Consider the following 13,678-nt stretch of genomic DNA (forward strand, 5'->3'; position numbering starts at 1 on the left):
TCATGACAAAATTATTATCTGATTGCGTTTAGAGGCAGAAACCTAGCAATGAAAAACTTTGAGCCAGAGCAGTTTCGCCAACACTTTCCTCTTATTTATAAAAATAGGTATATAAATTCCGGGGACGAATCCCTGCTTTCTATTATCTACTTTGATAATGGCGCAACAACGCAGAAACCTAATGCAGTTATTGAATGCCTGCCTGCTTTTTATCAAAATATAAATGCTAATGTCCATCGTGCCTCACATAACTTAAGTGCTAAGGCAACGAAAGCGTTTGAACAAGCCAGAGAAACGGTTAAAACCTTTATTCATGCAAAAAGTAATAAAGAAATTATTTGGACGAAAGGTACAACTGAAAGTATTAATTTACTTGCGTCGAGTTTAGGCAAAAAAGTTCTTAGTTCAGGTGATGAAATTATTTTAGCGGTGAGTGAACATCACGCAAATATTGTACCTTGGCAAATAATTGCTGAACAAATAGGTGCTTCAATAAAGGTTTTATCGCTTGATGCTGCTGGCAGGGTAGATCTTAACGAGTTTGATACATTATTAACTAAACAAACGAAAATTGTGTGTTGTGCACATGTTTCTAATGTTCTCGGTAAAATAAACCCCATAGTTGATATTATCAAAAAAGCAAAAGCTGCCGGTGCTGTTACTGTTATAGATGGAGCACAAGCAATTGCTCATTTCCCTGTTGACGTACAAAAACTTGATTGTGATTTTTATGTCTTTTCTGCGCATAAAATGTATGGGCCTACGGGTGTTGGCGTACTTTATGGTAAGGAGGCTTTGTTAGACGCGATGCCACCTTATCAGTCGGGTGGTGAAATGATAAAAAATGTGAGCCTAAATAAACCGACTACTTTTAATTCTCTACCTTTTAAATTTGAAGCCGGTACGCCAAATATTGCAGGCGTTGTGGCTTATGCCGAGGCCGTTCATTTTATTAATCAATTTGATCATGATGAACTTACTAAATATGAACAGCAATTAGCTCAATATTGCTTTCAAGCATTAAGTCGAGTACCTACTGTTAAGTTCATTGTTGAAGGTGCCCCAGACATCCCCGTTATTGCTTTTACTATTGAAGGTCATCATAACCATGACATCGCTACAAGTCTTGATAGTTATGGTATAGCTATTCGTAGTGGACATCACTGTGCAATGCCTTTAATGGAATACTTAAATATATCGGGCTGCTTAAGGGTATCAATGGCAGCTTATAATTCCTTTGATGAAATTGACTACTTTATTAATACATTAATTAAAGTTATTCAGCAGGAAAAAGAAAATTCACTAGGTGAAGTTACTCATAAAACTATTCACAATAAAGACACTGAAAGTAATGAGATTATTAATAAATTTTCAAAAATAAAAAGTTGGGATTCTCGTCATCGTGAAATTATGTTGTTAGGAAAGACGCTGCAACGTATGGATAAAGGCTTGAGAAATGAAGATAGTTTAATTAGTGGTTGTGAAAGCTTAGCCTGGGTTGTTGTTAATAAAAGCCCACAAGGTACCTTTAGTTTCCAAGCCGACAGCGATGCTAAAATAATTAGAGGTTTGTTAGTTATCGTACTTTCCGCTTTTAATGGTAAATCAGCATTAGAAATAAACGCTTTTGATATCGACAGTTTTTTTGAACATTTAGGTTTAATACAGCATTTAAGTCCTTCTCGGGGGAATGGTGTATTAGCCATTGTGGATAAAATAAAAATACTTACTCAGTAGTTACTGACTCAACTAGCACTTTAGTTAGCAACTACTGAAATATAGCGGTTTAAATATTTCTATTTACCACCATTTTTGATTATTTCACGTGCCATTTCGTCTGCAATCAAACCTGTCGGCTTGTTTTGTTCGTCGGCTTTATTAAAAACATCAAGTAGAGTGAAGTAAATTTCTTCTACTTTTTTAGTGGCACTTTCAATATTATAGTTTTCCTCAAAGGAAACATTGATTATGCCACCGGCATTTATTACATAGTCAGGCGCATATAAAATACCATTATCAACTAATGCTTGATCATGGCGTGGCTCTGCAAGTTGATTATTAGCACAACCGGCTATTATTTTAGCTTTAATACGTTTGATAGTATTATCATTGATGCTAGCACCAAGTGCACATGGTGCATATACATCAACGTCTTGATCATATATTTCTGTTAAGCTCACTACCGTAGCATCAAGTTCAGTCGCTGCTTTATTTAGTGCATCTTGATTTATGTCAGTTACAAAAAGTTTTGCTCCTGCTTTATGTAAATACTCACATAAACCATAACCAACGCTTCCTAAGCCCTGTACAGCAATTTTTAGCCCATTTAAATCATCACGGTTGAACTTGTGTTTAACACAGGCTTTAATGCCTAAAAACGTACCTAAGGCTGTAAAAGGAGAAGGGTTGCCACTTTTTCCTTCGGTACCTGTAACAAAAGGAGTCACTGTATTTGTAATCGCGATATCTTTTGTGGTTATGTTGACATCTTCTGCACTTAAGTAACGGCCATTTAATCTATTTAATGCTTCACCAAAAGCTTTAAAAAGCGCCTCAGATTTAAGTGATTTAGCATCTCCAATAATAACGGATTTACCACCACCCATTTTTAAACCAGCCATTGCATTTTTGTATGTCATTCCTTTAGATAAACGTAAAGCGTCAACAAGCGCTTCTTCATCATTAGCGTAATCCCACATTCTACAACCACCAATGGCAGGGCCAAGATTAGTATTGTGAATAGCAATTATGGCTTTAAGGCCTGACTCATCATCGCTGCAAAAAACGACTTGTTCATGGTTATCAAAATCAGCAAGATCAAAAAAAGCCATTTACCTATTTCCTTGTATTTTATGAAAGAATATTTACTTGTTTGAACTCTATCACTTCATAATTATAGGCACTAGTAGAGGCAAGTTTATTGTCTGGCATATTCTTAGGTCAAAGTGTTCATTTATTGGTACAGAAGATTCAAGGTGGAGTATGACATCAGTTCTACAAAATTATTACTCGCTCGTTAAAGCATTACACAGCAGCGTAACTCTGATTTATACCAGTTTCATTAATTAAGTGAACAATTTTATACGTAGAAAAAATTGCCAAATACAAGGCATTTATTTCAATAACTAGTTGTTCTAATTATTAAATAAATAACGATGTAGTTGGTGATTTTAGCCAGTAGGAATGATCACATAGTTAGTGAGATTGGTATTATTTATCTTACGCAAAATAAAAGCATAAATTAATGACACAGTATTACGACATATTTGTTTCTTTATGAGCATTGCTAAGGAAATATAATACCAATTCCGATAATTAACTGGTCATAATGGCCCAGTCTCGGTGACATAGAGATATTACCCTTTTAGTATTACTTCTAAAGCGGTTCCAAGCTTCTGAGCACTTCTCAACAATATCCTCATAATCCTTGAAACAACGGTTAGCTATTTCATTCTGCCTCATCCATGACCACACTTGCTCAATTGGATTTAACTCGGGTGAATAGGGAGGAATATGGATGATCGTCAAATTGTTGTATTCGTCATCAAGATACTTTTGATGCCAACTGGCACCATCCATCAAGACTACAGCATGTCGTCCCTCTTCTGTCGCCTTTGAAATGAGTGCTAAGTGTGACGCCATCACATCCATATTACTTAATGGGGCTACGATAGCTTCTGTTTTTCCATTGGTGATGCAGACTGCGCCAAACAAATAAGCGTAGGTAAACTGCTGCTGTTTGATTGCCCTAGGGCGCGTTCCTTTTTCTGCCCACACTCTGGTCGTTGTGTTTTGCTGACCAAACCGCGCTTCATCCTGAAACCACACATCGACTTGATCAAGCGATATCGATAACGGGATCTTGGCGATCGTTTCAAATTGGAATTTTTTTAAAGGTTTCTTGAGTCTCAATGGATTGCTTAGGGTGCTTTGAACGTGTTGTTACCCAGCTTAGTTCAAGCTGGTGTAGTGTGTCGTATACATTAGATTTTTGGTAGACAACACCAAACTCTGTCGCAATATATTCTTGTATATCTTTTCCTTGAAGCCTACCACCACTCGGTTTTATAGCAGAATTGATAACAAAACTTTTCAGTTGTGATAGCTGCTTATCATCCAAAGATTTTGGGCGACCTGTATGTTTTTTTTCTTTAAGTCCCTCTAAGCCATCATGTAAATAAGTATGGATCCATTTATTAACGCTAGTGCGACTAACTTTCAAGAAAGTAGCTATTTGTGTGCGATTTTTTCCATCGATAAAATGAGATACAGCAAGCAATCTTAATCGCATTCTTGCATTAGTCGTTGATGAAATAAGCTGTGATAAGTTATGAGTCATTTTAAGCCTTATATTTAAGCTTACATTAGATCACAAAATTATCGGAATTGGTATAATAATAGAAGGGTATATAAATAAAATTTCAAATGGTACGGGTCAAGAGACTTGAACTCTCATATCTTGGAATACTGGAGCCTACTTTTCTAACAAGAGTAGCGCGTCTAGCTATTTCATAAAAATATAAGTTTATAAGGATTTAATAATAGAAGGGTATATAAATAAAATTTCAAATGGTACGGGTCAAGAGACTTGAACTCTCACATCTTGCGATACTGGAACCTACTTTTCTAACAAGAGTAGCGCGTCTAGCTATTCCCCTAAATACACATGATTTATGTTGTAAGTAGAAAGTAGAATCTAATTGATATGTAATAATGATTTTTTTTTGGTATTTCTAGGGAAGTTATAAATTTCAAATGGTACGGGTCAAGAGACTTGAACTCTCACATCTTGCGATACTGGAACCTAAATCCAGCGCGTCTACCAATTCCGCCAAACCCGCGTCACATGTAAGCTTTTTTAGAGGCTTAAACTCTTAAAGAAGATGGCAGGGATAAGAGGATTTGAACCTCTGAATGACGGGATCAAAACCCGCTGCCTTACCGCTTGGCTATATCCCTACAGGGGAGTAATTACATTAACACTTATTTAATATAGTTTAGTGAATTGCAAGGATAAGAGTATTTGAAACTCTTACATCAATGCTGAGCAAAATCGTTTTGACAATTTACTCTTCACAATTTTAAATAAAATGGCAGGGATAAGAGGATTTGAACCTCTGAATGACGGGATCAAAACCCGCTGCCTTACCGCTTGGCTATATCCCTGCAATGTATTTACTTGTATAAAAAATGGTACGGGTCAAGAGACTTGAACTCTCACATCTTGCGATACTGGAACCTAAATCCAGCGCGTCTACCAATTCCGCCAAACCCGCACAATATTTTCTATACTTCACAAAACCGAAGTAAAGTGAAATGGTGGCTACACCGGGACTCGAACCTGGGACCCCATCATTATGAGTGATGTGCTCTAACCAACTGAGCTATGTAGCCATTCCATCTTGCCTCTCAGCAAGTGGCGCGTATTATGCTAATCTGATTGGCATCCGTCAACCGTTTTTTTTAAAAAAACACTGTTTTTTGTTTGTTTGGCTAATGGATGTGCAATTTGACCGTTAACTACACAAAAAAATATGCATATAACGGATAAACTGCAAAAAATGTACTTACTTTATTTATACGTTAAAACGGAAATGTACGACATCACCATCTTTAACTAAGTAATCTTTCCCTTCAAGTCGCCACTTTCCTGCTTCTTTCGCACCAGATTCACCATTGAACTCAATAAAATGTTCAAATGCGATAACTTCTGCACGAATAAAACCCTTTTCAAAGTCAGTATGAATCACTCCAGCTGCTTGTGGTGCTGTAGCATTCTGCTTAACAGTCCATGCACGAACTTCTTTTACACCAGCAGTAAAGTAAGTTTGTAAGTGCAATAATGAGTATCCCGCATTAATAACACGATTCAAGCCCGGCTCTTCTAATCCAAGGTCAGCCATAAACTCAATGCGATCTTCATCTTCCATTTCAGATAATTCGCTTTCAATTTCAGCACATACAGCTACAACAATGGCACCTTCTGCATCTGCTATCTTTTGAACTTGATCAAGATAAGGGTTATTTTCAAAACCATCATCATTAACATTAGCAATATACATAGTTGGTTTAATTGTTAAGAAGTTTAAATATTCAACCGCTGCTTTTTCTTCTTTAGATAATTCTAGAGAACGGACCATGTGGCCTTCTTCAACGTGCTTTAATATTTTTTCTAAAACAGGCATTTCAAACTTAGCGTCTTTATCTCCACCTTTCGCTTTTTTAGCTAAACGAAAAATAGCACGCTCTGCAGTATCCATATCAGATAATGCTAATTCAGTATTAATAACATCTATATCATCAATAGGGCTTACTTTATTAGCAACATGAATAATATTGTCATTTTCAAAGCAACGAACTACATGGCCAATAGCATCAGTTTCACGGATGTTTGCCAGGAACTTGTTTCCTAAACCTTCACCTTTAGATGCACCAGCAACCAAACCAGCAATATCAACGAATTCCATTGATGTAGGAAGTACACGTTCTGGTTTTACAATAGCGCTAAGTTGATCAAGGCGAGGGTCAGGTACGGGTACTACACCAGTATTTGGCTCTATAGTACAAAAAGGGAAGTTAGCAGCTTCAATACCTGCTTTGGTGAGTGCATTAAATAAAGTTGATTTTCCAACGTTGGGTAAGCCAACGATACCACATTTAAATCCCATAATTTTTACCTGTTTTGGTTGGTGTATATTTGATTGGTACGACAATAATTGATGTGTTTATTAAATTATTGTCAAAATAAGTTTTGGATTACACCCCTTTAAAGGCATGTAAACGTTGTTGGGCTTTGTGTAAGCCTTCAGTTTGCCAAATATCAAAGCAACGACTTGCTTCATCAATAGCACTGTCAATAAGGATTTGTTCACTGCTTGGTGCTTTACCAAGTACATGGCCAGTAACTTTATCTCGATGACCGGGGTGACCGATGCCAATACGTAAACGATAGAAATCTTTATTATTTGCCATACGCGCAATAATATCTTTTAAGCCATTGTGTCCACCATGGCTACCACCTTGCTTTATTTTTATGCAACCGGGAGACATATCTAATTCATCATGTGCAATAAGCATATTATCTACAGGGATACGGAAAAAATTTGCTAAAGGAGCAACGGACTGACCACTTCGATTCATGAAGGTAGTAGGGATTATTAAGTGAACTAGTTCACCAGCAATTAAACCTTTACCGTAAATGCCAGAGTATTTTTTTTCAGGGCGGAGAGCAATATTGTTGCGCTGTGCTAGTTCTTCAACAAACCAAACACCGGCATTGTGACGTGTTTTTGTATATTCGGGGCCAGGATTACCTAGCCCCGCAATCAACTTAATAGTCATATTAACTATTCATCTTTAAGTTAAATAGCTAACTGAATAAATATTGATTATTCAGTAGCTGCTGCTTCAGGAGCTGCTGCTTCATCTTCGTCGTCATTACTTTGCGCTTTAGCAGCGTTAGCAGTAACAACAGCTTGATCGTGATCTTCGCCTTTAGCTAATTCATCTGATGTTACGCCTTTAGGTAACTTAATGTCAGATAAATGTAGTGTTTGACCAACTTCTAAATCAGCAAGGTCAATTTCAACAAACTCAGGTAAGTCTTTTGGTAAACAAGAAATAGCAATTTCTGTAAAATGATGAGCTACAGTTGCACCAAGTTTAACAACGTTCTCTTCGTTTAAGAAGTGAATTGGAGCGTTCGTATGGATAGCATGTTTTGCATCGATACGAATAAAATCTAAATGCATAATAATGTTTTTGAACGGGTGACGTTGCATATCTTTAATTAGACATTCAACAGGCTTGCCGTCAACATTTAATGTTAATACATGCGAATAGAAAGCTTCTTCTAATTGAGCACGTAAAACATTTTTGTGTTCTAAAGTCAAAGAAATTGATTCTTTGCCTTCACCGTAAAGGATAGCAGGAACTTTATTCGCGTGACGTAGGCGGCGGCTCGCACCTTTCCCTAAATCTGTACGTACTTCTGCATCCAAAGTAAATAAATCAGTCATGATATATACTCTTATATTGTATAAAAAAAATTTAATCTTGTTTTTTGCGACCAAAAACAAGGATGTTCGCTTTTGAACTAGTTTAACCATCAATAAAGAAAGTTATCTAGATAAAAAGGCGCCGCATAATAACACTAGCGTTAGCGTAAAGCTATCAATTATTAACTCTGTTGCTAATTGATAATAAAAAAGCAGATATTAAAAAATAATATCTGCTTTTTATATTCAATATAGCACTAATGTTTAGTGATCAAACATTGCTGAAATTGATTCTTCATTACATACACGACGAATGGCTTCGCTTAACATACCACTTAGCGTTAATTGGCGGACCATTTTAAGTTTTTTAATCTCTTCTGATAATGGAATTGAATCAGTAACAACAACTTCATCAATAACAGAATTTCTAAGATTTTCAGCTGCGTTACCAGATAAAACTGGATGAGTAGCATAAGCAATAACGCGTTTTGCGCCATGTGCTTTCAATGCTTCTGCAGCTTTAGCTAATGTGCCACCTGTATCAATCATATCATCAACAATAATACAATCACGGCCTTCTACATCACCAATGATATGCATTACTTGTGCAACGTTAGCTTTTGGACGACGTTTATCGATAATTGCTAGGTCAGCATCATCAAGTAATTTGGCAACAGCACGAGCACGAACAACACCACCAATATCAGGAGAAACAACAACCGGATTATCTAACTCACGATTTTTCATGTCTTCTAATAAAATAGGTGTACCAAAAGCGTTATCAACAGGTACGTCGAAAAAGCCTTGAATTTGTTCTGCGTGTAAATCAACCGTTAATACTCGGTCAACACCAACGCTTGATAAGAAATCAGCAACTACTTTAGCTGTAATTGGCACACGAGCACTACGTACACGTCTGTCTTGGCGAGCATAACCAAAATAAGGAATAACAGCAGTAATTCTACCAGCTGATGCACGACGAAATGCATCGATCATCACAATTAATTCCATTAGGTTATTATTGGTAGGTGCACAGGTAGATTGAATAATAAAAACATCGCTACCGCGAACATTTTCATTTATTTCAAAACTTATTTCACCATCGCTAAAACTACCAATTTTGGCGTCGCCTAAAGTAATATATAAGCGATTTGCAATTTGCTTGGCCAGTTCAGGGGTGGCATTACCCGCAAAAATCTTCATGTCAGGCACAGTCAGTTCCTCAGAAACTTTTGACATTAATCGTAGTAGCTAAAATTAACGCGTATTGAGAGCGTTTATTCTAACAAATTATTTGATTCGTTATTTTTCTAAACTCTCGAAAACAGAAATAAATGGTGATTTATTAAGGCCTTGAGCGACAAAAGATTCTATCCCTAAAGGAAGTTTTTTTTGTAATTCAATGGCTTCTTTCTCACTAGAAAAACGTGAGAAAACACAAGCACCTGTTCCTGTCATTCTAGACGGGGCGTATTCTACCAACCAAGCTAGTAGCTTGGCAACCTCATCGTAATGTTTAATTACCATAATTTGACAATCGTTATGGTACTTATCATCGTTAAATAAATCTTTATCGCAATAAACAGTGTTAAAATTACGATAGCTTAATTTACTTGTATTTCTTGGTAAGTCCGGTGATGTAAAAACGCTGGCAGTTGAAATACTGATGTTAGGTTTACTGACTAAATACCAGCATTCTTCTGGCTCTATAGGGGTTAACTTTTCACCAATCCCTTGGGCGAATGCAGCAAAACCATGTATGAAAATCGGTACATCAGCACCTAGCGTTACACCTAGTTTAGCTAATTTATCGGTTGGTAAATTACAATTCCAAAGGTCATTTAACGCCACTAATATAGTTGCAGCATTTGATGAGCCGCCGCCTAAACCTCCGCCCATAGGCAATTTTTTATTAATACGTATTTTTGCACCCAACGACTTTAATATAATAGCCTGTTGTTCGGACTCAGCTTGATTAATTACTTCTTTTTTAAGTAACAATCCTGCTTTTACAATTAAATTATCTTCATTTTTCACACCATCAATAGGTGTTAATAGATCAATCGTTGCGTCATCAGTAACTGATATTTCTATTGTGTCGCTATAATCCAGAAATTGAAATAATGTTTCTAGTTCATGATAACCATCGCTACGTTGCCCTACGACATGTAAAAATAAGTTTAATTTTGCTGGTGATGGGAACGAAAAAAATTTATTCGTGTATTTATTAATACTATTGTTCATTTATATTGACTTAAATTCTGAAGCTAAAGGGAATTAAATGTTGCGATCAATCAATAAAATGCCAATTTTTAACAGCTATTTTTATTAATAAATCATCTTTTTCTATCGTAAACTGGGTTGCCATCTTTATATTATTAAAATATTTATAATGAGTGTAGTTAATTTGCCATAGTTCATTATTATAATAACTTGATATACGACTAGGTAGCTGGGTCTGTGCATCAACTTGAAGTTTATCATCGGCTTTATATTGTAAGCCTTTTAACCAATAAGTTAATGCTTGTGTAGGCAATGTTAGGCCTGTAAGAGAGTATATTAAAGTTGATAAATCTGTACCTCGGTATTCTTTACCATCGACTTTAATTAGGTGTTGTTTTTTATTAGATTTAAGATGAAGAACATTAATGCCTAAGTAACTCGTTAAATTTAATTCTTGTGTGTGTTGCTTTTCGTTAACCTGCCAAATTAAAGATGCGCTTTCGCGTTTGCTTTTTTCTTGTATTTGTTGAATAAAGGCTATTTTTCCATTTAATCGCCATGCATTTTTTTTCAATAATTGTTCAGTTCTTTGTTTTGTTGTCGTGGTTTCACTATGATCTTCTGATGGTGCGGTTGGCTTAGTAGCACAACCTGATAGCAGAACGCTAATAAGCAATAATAAACTGGATAAAGAAGGGAATAATTTTAACATTTTTTATAGCACCGCCAATAATAAGTAAGTATTTGAACACAGCAATTTATGCAATTCAACAAGATAACTTTTTTTACTCAGTGCAATTCCTTTTAATTAGCGCGGTTATTTTGTAAAATATTCATTATTATTGTGATATTTATCACAGATCATATTTTAAAAGTGACGTTTGCATTATACTTACGTCGTTACTAAGTAAAATATCAATAGGTTTATTACATTGTCCATAGTTGCTGTTGGAATTAATCATAAAACTGCCCCTGTCGCGGTAAGAGAGAAAATATCTTTCAATCCAGATAGGCTTTCTGCTGCCTTACAAGAAATGTTATCAGCAGTAGGGTGTCGTGAAGTTGCTATATTATCTACTTGTAATCGAACTGAACTATATATTGTGCAAGAGGGGGATTTTAAACTAACTCAAGCACGCTTAGTTGAATGGTTAGAAAGTTATCACAATGTTCCTGCTTCTATTATTTTACCTAGTTTATATTGGCATCAAGATAAGCAAGCTGTTAATCATATGATGCGTGTAGCCTGCGGTTTAGATTCACTAGTGTTAGGTGAGCCTCAAATTTTAGGTCAAATGAAACAAGCTTATAGTCAAGCTAAAGCCGCGGGATCTATGGCCTTAGTAATGGATAGGTTGTTTCAGCGTACTTTTGGTGTCGCAAAACAAGTGCGTACAGATACAGAAATTGGCGCAAGCGCAGTTTCTGTTGCTTTTGCTAGTGTTAATTTAGCTAAGCATATTTTTGCAAGCCTAAGTAAAACTAAAGTTTTACTTGTCGGTGCAGGCGAAACAATAGAGTTAGTTGCTAAACATTTATATGAAAATAATGTCGGTAAAATTACGGTTGCGAATCGAACTATTGAGCGAGCTGAAGTAATGGCTAAGAAAATTGGTGCTGAAGTGATTACGTTAGCACAAATACCTGAACACATGTCTCGAGCAGACATTGTCATTAGTTCAACTGGCTCTACTTTACCAATTATTGGTAAAGGAATGGTAGAACAAGCAATAGCAAAACGACGTCATCAGCCTATTTTTATGGTTGATTTAGCTGTACCTCGAGATATTGAGGAACAAGTGGGTGATCTAGACGATGTGTTTTTATATACCGTGGATGATTTACAAAGCATTATTGCGCAAAATTTAGAAAATCGTCGCAAAGCTGCGGTGGAAGCCGAAAGCATTGTTGATAATCAATCTGATGTTTTTATGTCATGGCTTCGAGGGTTAAATACTCAAGATACCGTCATTAATTTTAGAAAACAATGTTTAAGTGAACGTGATCAATTACTTGAGAAAGCATTAATACAGTTAAAAAGTGGCAAAAATTCAGAGGCTGTTATCGGCGAGTTAGCGACTAAATTAACCAATAAATTTATGCATGCTCCCACCAGCGCCTTGCAGTCAGCTGCTCAAGGCGGTGAATTAGATAAATTAATTTATCTTCGAGACATATTTAACATCGACAATTCAGAGTAAGTTATAGGGCCATAACTTATAACTTCCTTCTGATCGTCAAACTAATCTTCTCTGACAATAAACTAGCTGCTGTAGAAAAATAATGTCTGTGCTAGAATAACCCCTGTTTATTTTTCCTTAGTTTTAAACCTAGTTTAAATCCCCTTTATAATAAAAGATTATTTTAATGAAATCGTCCGTTTATCAAAAACTTGAAGCGTTAGCTGAACGCTTTGAAGAGGTTCAAGCCTTATTATCTGATCCTGAAACCATTGCAGATCAAGATAAATTTCGTACTTTATCGCAAGAATTTAAGCGGTTAGACGAGGTTACTTCAGTGTTCCATAAATATCAAAGTGCTGAAGGTGATTTTGCTACCGCAGAATTAATGCTTAAAGACGATGATCCTGATATGCGAGAAATGGCGCAAGAAGAATTTAAAGATGCTAAAAAAGCAGTAGCTGAATTAGCAGATGAACTACAGATTCTATTATTACCACGAGATCCTAATGATGATAATAACTGTTTTGTTGAAATTCGCGCCGGGGCTGGAGGAGATGAAGCCGCTATTTTCGCTGGTGATATGTTTAGAATGTATAGTCGTTATGCAGAAAAGCAAGGTTGGAAGATTGAAGTAATGAACTCCAATGAAAGTGAGCAGGGCGGCTATAAAGAATTGATTATGAAAATCAATGGTGAAGGCGTTTACGGACACATGAAGTTTGAATCGGGTGGTCATCGTGTACAACGTGTACCTGAAACTGAATCTCAAGGCCGTGTTCATACTTCAGCTTGTACAGTTGTTGTTATGCCTGAAATTCCAGAGTCGCAAGCCATTGAAATTAATAAAGCTGACTTGAAAGTTGATACTTTCCGCGCTTCAGGAGCGGGTGGTCAGCATGTTAACAAAACTGATTCTGCTATTCGTATTACCCATATTCCTTCAGGGGTTGTGGTTGAATGTCAAGATCAACGTTCACAGCATAAAAACCGTGCGCAAGCGATGTCTGTATTACAAGCGAGATTACAACAAGCGGAAGATGAAAAACGTCGTAGCGAAGAAGAATCATCTCGTCGTAATTTAGTGGCAAGTGGTGACCGTTCTGAGCGTATTAGAACGTATAACTTTCCGCAAGGCCGCATGAGTGATCACCGTATTAATTTAACTCTTTACCGTTTAAATGAAATTATGGAAGGTAATCTGCAGTTGATTATGGAGCCAATTATGCAAGAAAACCAAGCTGATTTATTGGCTGAGCTTGCTGAGCAACATTAATC

11 protein-coding genes and 5 tRNA genes are annotated in these 13,678 nt (G+C 36.4%); 3 read left to right on the plus strand and 13 right to left on the minus strand.

Annotated elements, in window-relative coordinates:
• Positions 1 to 48: 48 nt before the first annotated feature.
• On the plus strand, positions 49 to 1,737 hold the full coding sequence (locus GQS55_RS07800) for a SufS family cysteine desulfurase (protein ID WP_159819486.1): 1,689 nt from the start codon (positions 49 to 51) through the stop codon (positions 1,735 to 1,737).
• A gap of 59 nt (positions 1,738 to 1,796) precedes the next feature.
• Here the strand turns inward: GQS55_RS07800 and GQS55_RS07805 are convergent, their stop codons facing one another.
• The 13 genes from GQS55_RS07805 to lolB form a co-directional block, all read right to left on the minus strand.
• Positions 1,797 to 2,831 carry a Leu/Phe/Val dehydrogenase gene (locus tag GQS55_RS07805; protein ID WP_159819488.1) on the minus strand — a complete coding sequence of 345 codons (1,035 nt, stop codon included), beginning with the start codon at positions 2,829 to 2,831 and terminating at the stop codon, positions 1,797 to 1,799.
• A gap of 484 nt (positions 2,832 to 3,315) precedes the next feature.
• A protein-coding gene (locus GQS55_RS07810; protein ID WP_442872179.1) for an IS630 family transposase occupies positions 3,316 to 4,339 on the minus strand; the annotation gives its coding sequence in 2 pieces (ribosomal slippage) (positions 3,316 to 3,886 and positions 3,885 to 4,339; 1,026 coding nt in all).
• Between the two features lie 417 nt (positions 4,340 to 4,756).
• Positions 4,757 to 4,841, minus strand: a tRNA-Leu gene (locus tag GQS55_RS07815).
• 43 nt (positions 4,842 to 4,884) lie between these two features.
• Positions 4,885 to 4,959, minus strand: a tRNA-Gln gene (locus GQS55_RS07820).
• A gap of 132 nt (positions 4,960 to 5,091) precedes the next feature.
• Positions 5,092 to 5,166 (minus strand) — tRNA-Gln (locus tag GQS55_RS07825).
• A gap of 25 nt (positions 5,167 to 5,191) precedes the next feature.
• Positions 5,192 to 5,276: transfer RNA gene (locus tag GQS55_RS07830), tRNA-Leu, on the minus strand.
• 41 nt (positions 5,277 to 5,317) lie between these two features.
• Positions 5,318 to 5,394, minus strand: a tRNA-Met gene (locus GQS55_RS07835).
• A 182-nt stretch (positions 5,395 to 5,576) separates the two neighbouring features.
• Complete coding sequence (gene ychF, locus GQS55_RS07840; protein WP_159819492.1) at positions 5,577 to 6,668, minus strand: redox-regulated ATPase YchF; 1,092 nt, start codon at positions 6,666 to 6,668, stop codon at positions 5,577 to 5,579.
• Between the two features lie 88 nt (positions 6,669 to 6,756).
• A complete protein-coding gene (pth, locus tag GQS55_RS07845) occupies positions 6,757 to 7,341 on the minus strand; it encodes an aminoacyl-tRNA hydrolase (protein WP_159819494.1) in 585 nt (194 codons plus the stop codon).
• Positions 7,342 to 7,388: 47 nt separating this feature from the next.
• The gene (locus GQS55_RS07850; protein WP_159822642.1) at positions 7,389 to 8,021 is read right to left on the minus strand and encodes a 50S ribosomal protein L25/general stress protein Ctc; all 633 of its coding nucleotides are present in this window, start codon (positions 8,019 to 8,021) and stop codon (positions 7,389 to 7,391) included.
• A gap of 240 nt (positions 8,022 to 8,261) precedes the next feature.
• A complete protein-coding gene (locus GQS55_RS07855) occupies positions 8,262 to 9,209 on the minus strand; it encodes a ribose-phosphate pyrophosphokinase (protein ID WP_159819496.1) in 948 nt (315 codons plus the stop codon).
• A 90-nt stretch (positions 9,210 to 9,299) separates the two neighbouring features.
• On the minus strand, positions 9,300 to 10,241 hold the full coding sequence (ispE, locus tag GQS55_RS07860) for a 4-(cytidine 5'-diphospho)-2-C-methyl-D-erythritol kinase (protein WP_159819498.1): 942 nt from the start codon (positions 10,239 to 10,241) through the stop codon (positions 9,300 to 9,302).
• Between the two features lie 46 nt (positions 10,242 to 10,287).
• Positions 10,288 to 10,932 (minus strand): lipoprotein insertase outer membrane protein LolB, encoded by a 645-nt coding sequence (gene lolB / locus GQS55_RS07865; RefSeq protein WP_159819500.1) that lies wholly within the window; start codon positions 10,930 to 10,932, stop codon positions 10,288 to 10,290.
• 220 nt (positions 10,933 to 11,152) lie between these two features.
• Here lolB and hemA point away from each other — a divergent pair, with 220 nt between their 5' ends.
• Both hemA and prfA read left to right on the plus strand, forming a co-directional pair.
• A complete protein-coding gene (gene hemA, locus GQS55_RS07870; protein WP_159819502.1) occupies positions 11,153 to 12,421 on the plus strand; it encodes a glutamyl-tRNA reductase in 1,269 nt (422 codons plus the stop codon).
• Between the two features lie 166 nt (positions 12,422 to 12,587).
• Entirely contained in the window at positions 12,588 to 13,676 is a 1,089-nt protein-coding gene (gene prfA / locus GQS55_RS07875; protein WP_159819504.1) for a peptide chain release factor 1, read from the plus strand.
• Positions 13,677 to 13,678: the final 2 nt, after the last annotated feature.

Origin of the sequence: Colwellia sp. 20A7, from assembly GCF_009832865.1 — a bacterium.
Lineage (GTDB): Bacteria > Pseudomonadota > Gammaproteobacteria > Enterobacterales > Alteromonadaceae > Colwellia.

Bases quoted from the DNA above. Each gene is read 5' to 3' on its own strand.
- prfA (WP_159819504.1), top strand. From the start codon at position 12,588: ATGAAATCGTCCGTTTATCAAAAACTTGAAGCGTTAGCTGAACGCTTT.
- ychF (WP_159819492.1), bottom strand. From the start codon at position 6,668: ATGGGATTTAAATGTGGTATCGTTGGCTTACCCAACGTTGGAAAATCA.
- GQS55_RS07805 (WP_159819488.1), bottom strand. From the start codon at position 2,831: ATGGCTTTTTTTGATCTTGCTGATTTTGATAACCATGAACAAGTCGTT.
- lolB (WP_159819500.1), bottom strand. From the start codon at position 10,932: ATGTTAAAATTATTCCCTTCTTTATCCAGTTTATTATTGCTTATTAGC.
- pth (WP_159819494.1), bottom strand. From the start codon at position 7,341: ATGACTATTAAGTTGATTGCGGGGCTAGGTAATCCTGGCCCCGAATAT.
- GQS55_RS07800 (WP_159819486.1), top strand. From the start codon at position 49: ATGAAAAACTTTGAGCCAGAGCAGTTTCGCCAACACTTTCCTCTTATT.
- ispE (WP_159819498.1), bottom strand. From the start codon at position 10,241: ATGAACAATAGTATTAATAAATACACGAATAAATTTTTTTCGTTCCCA.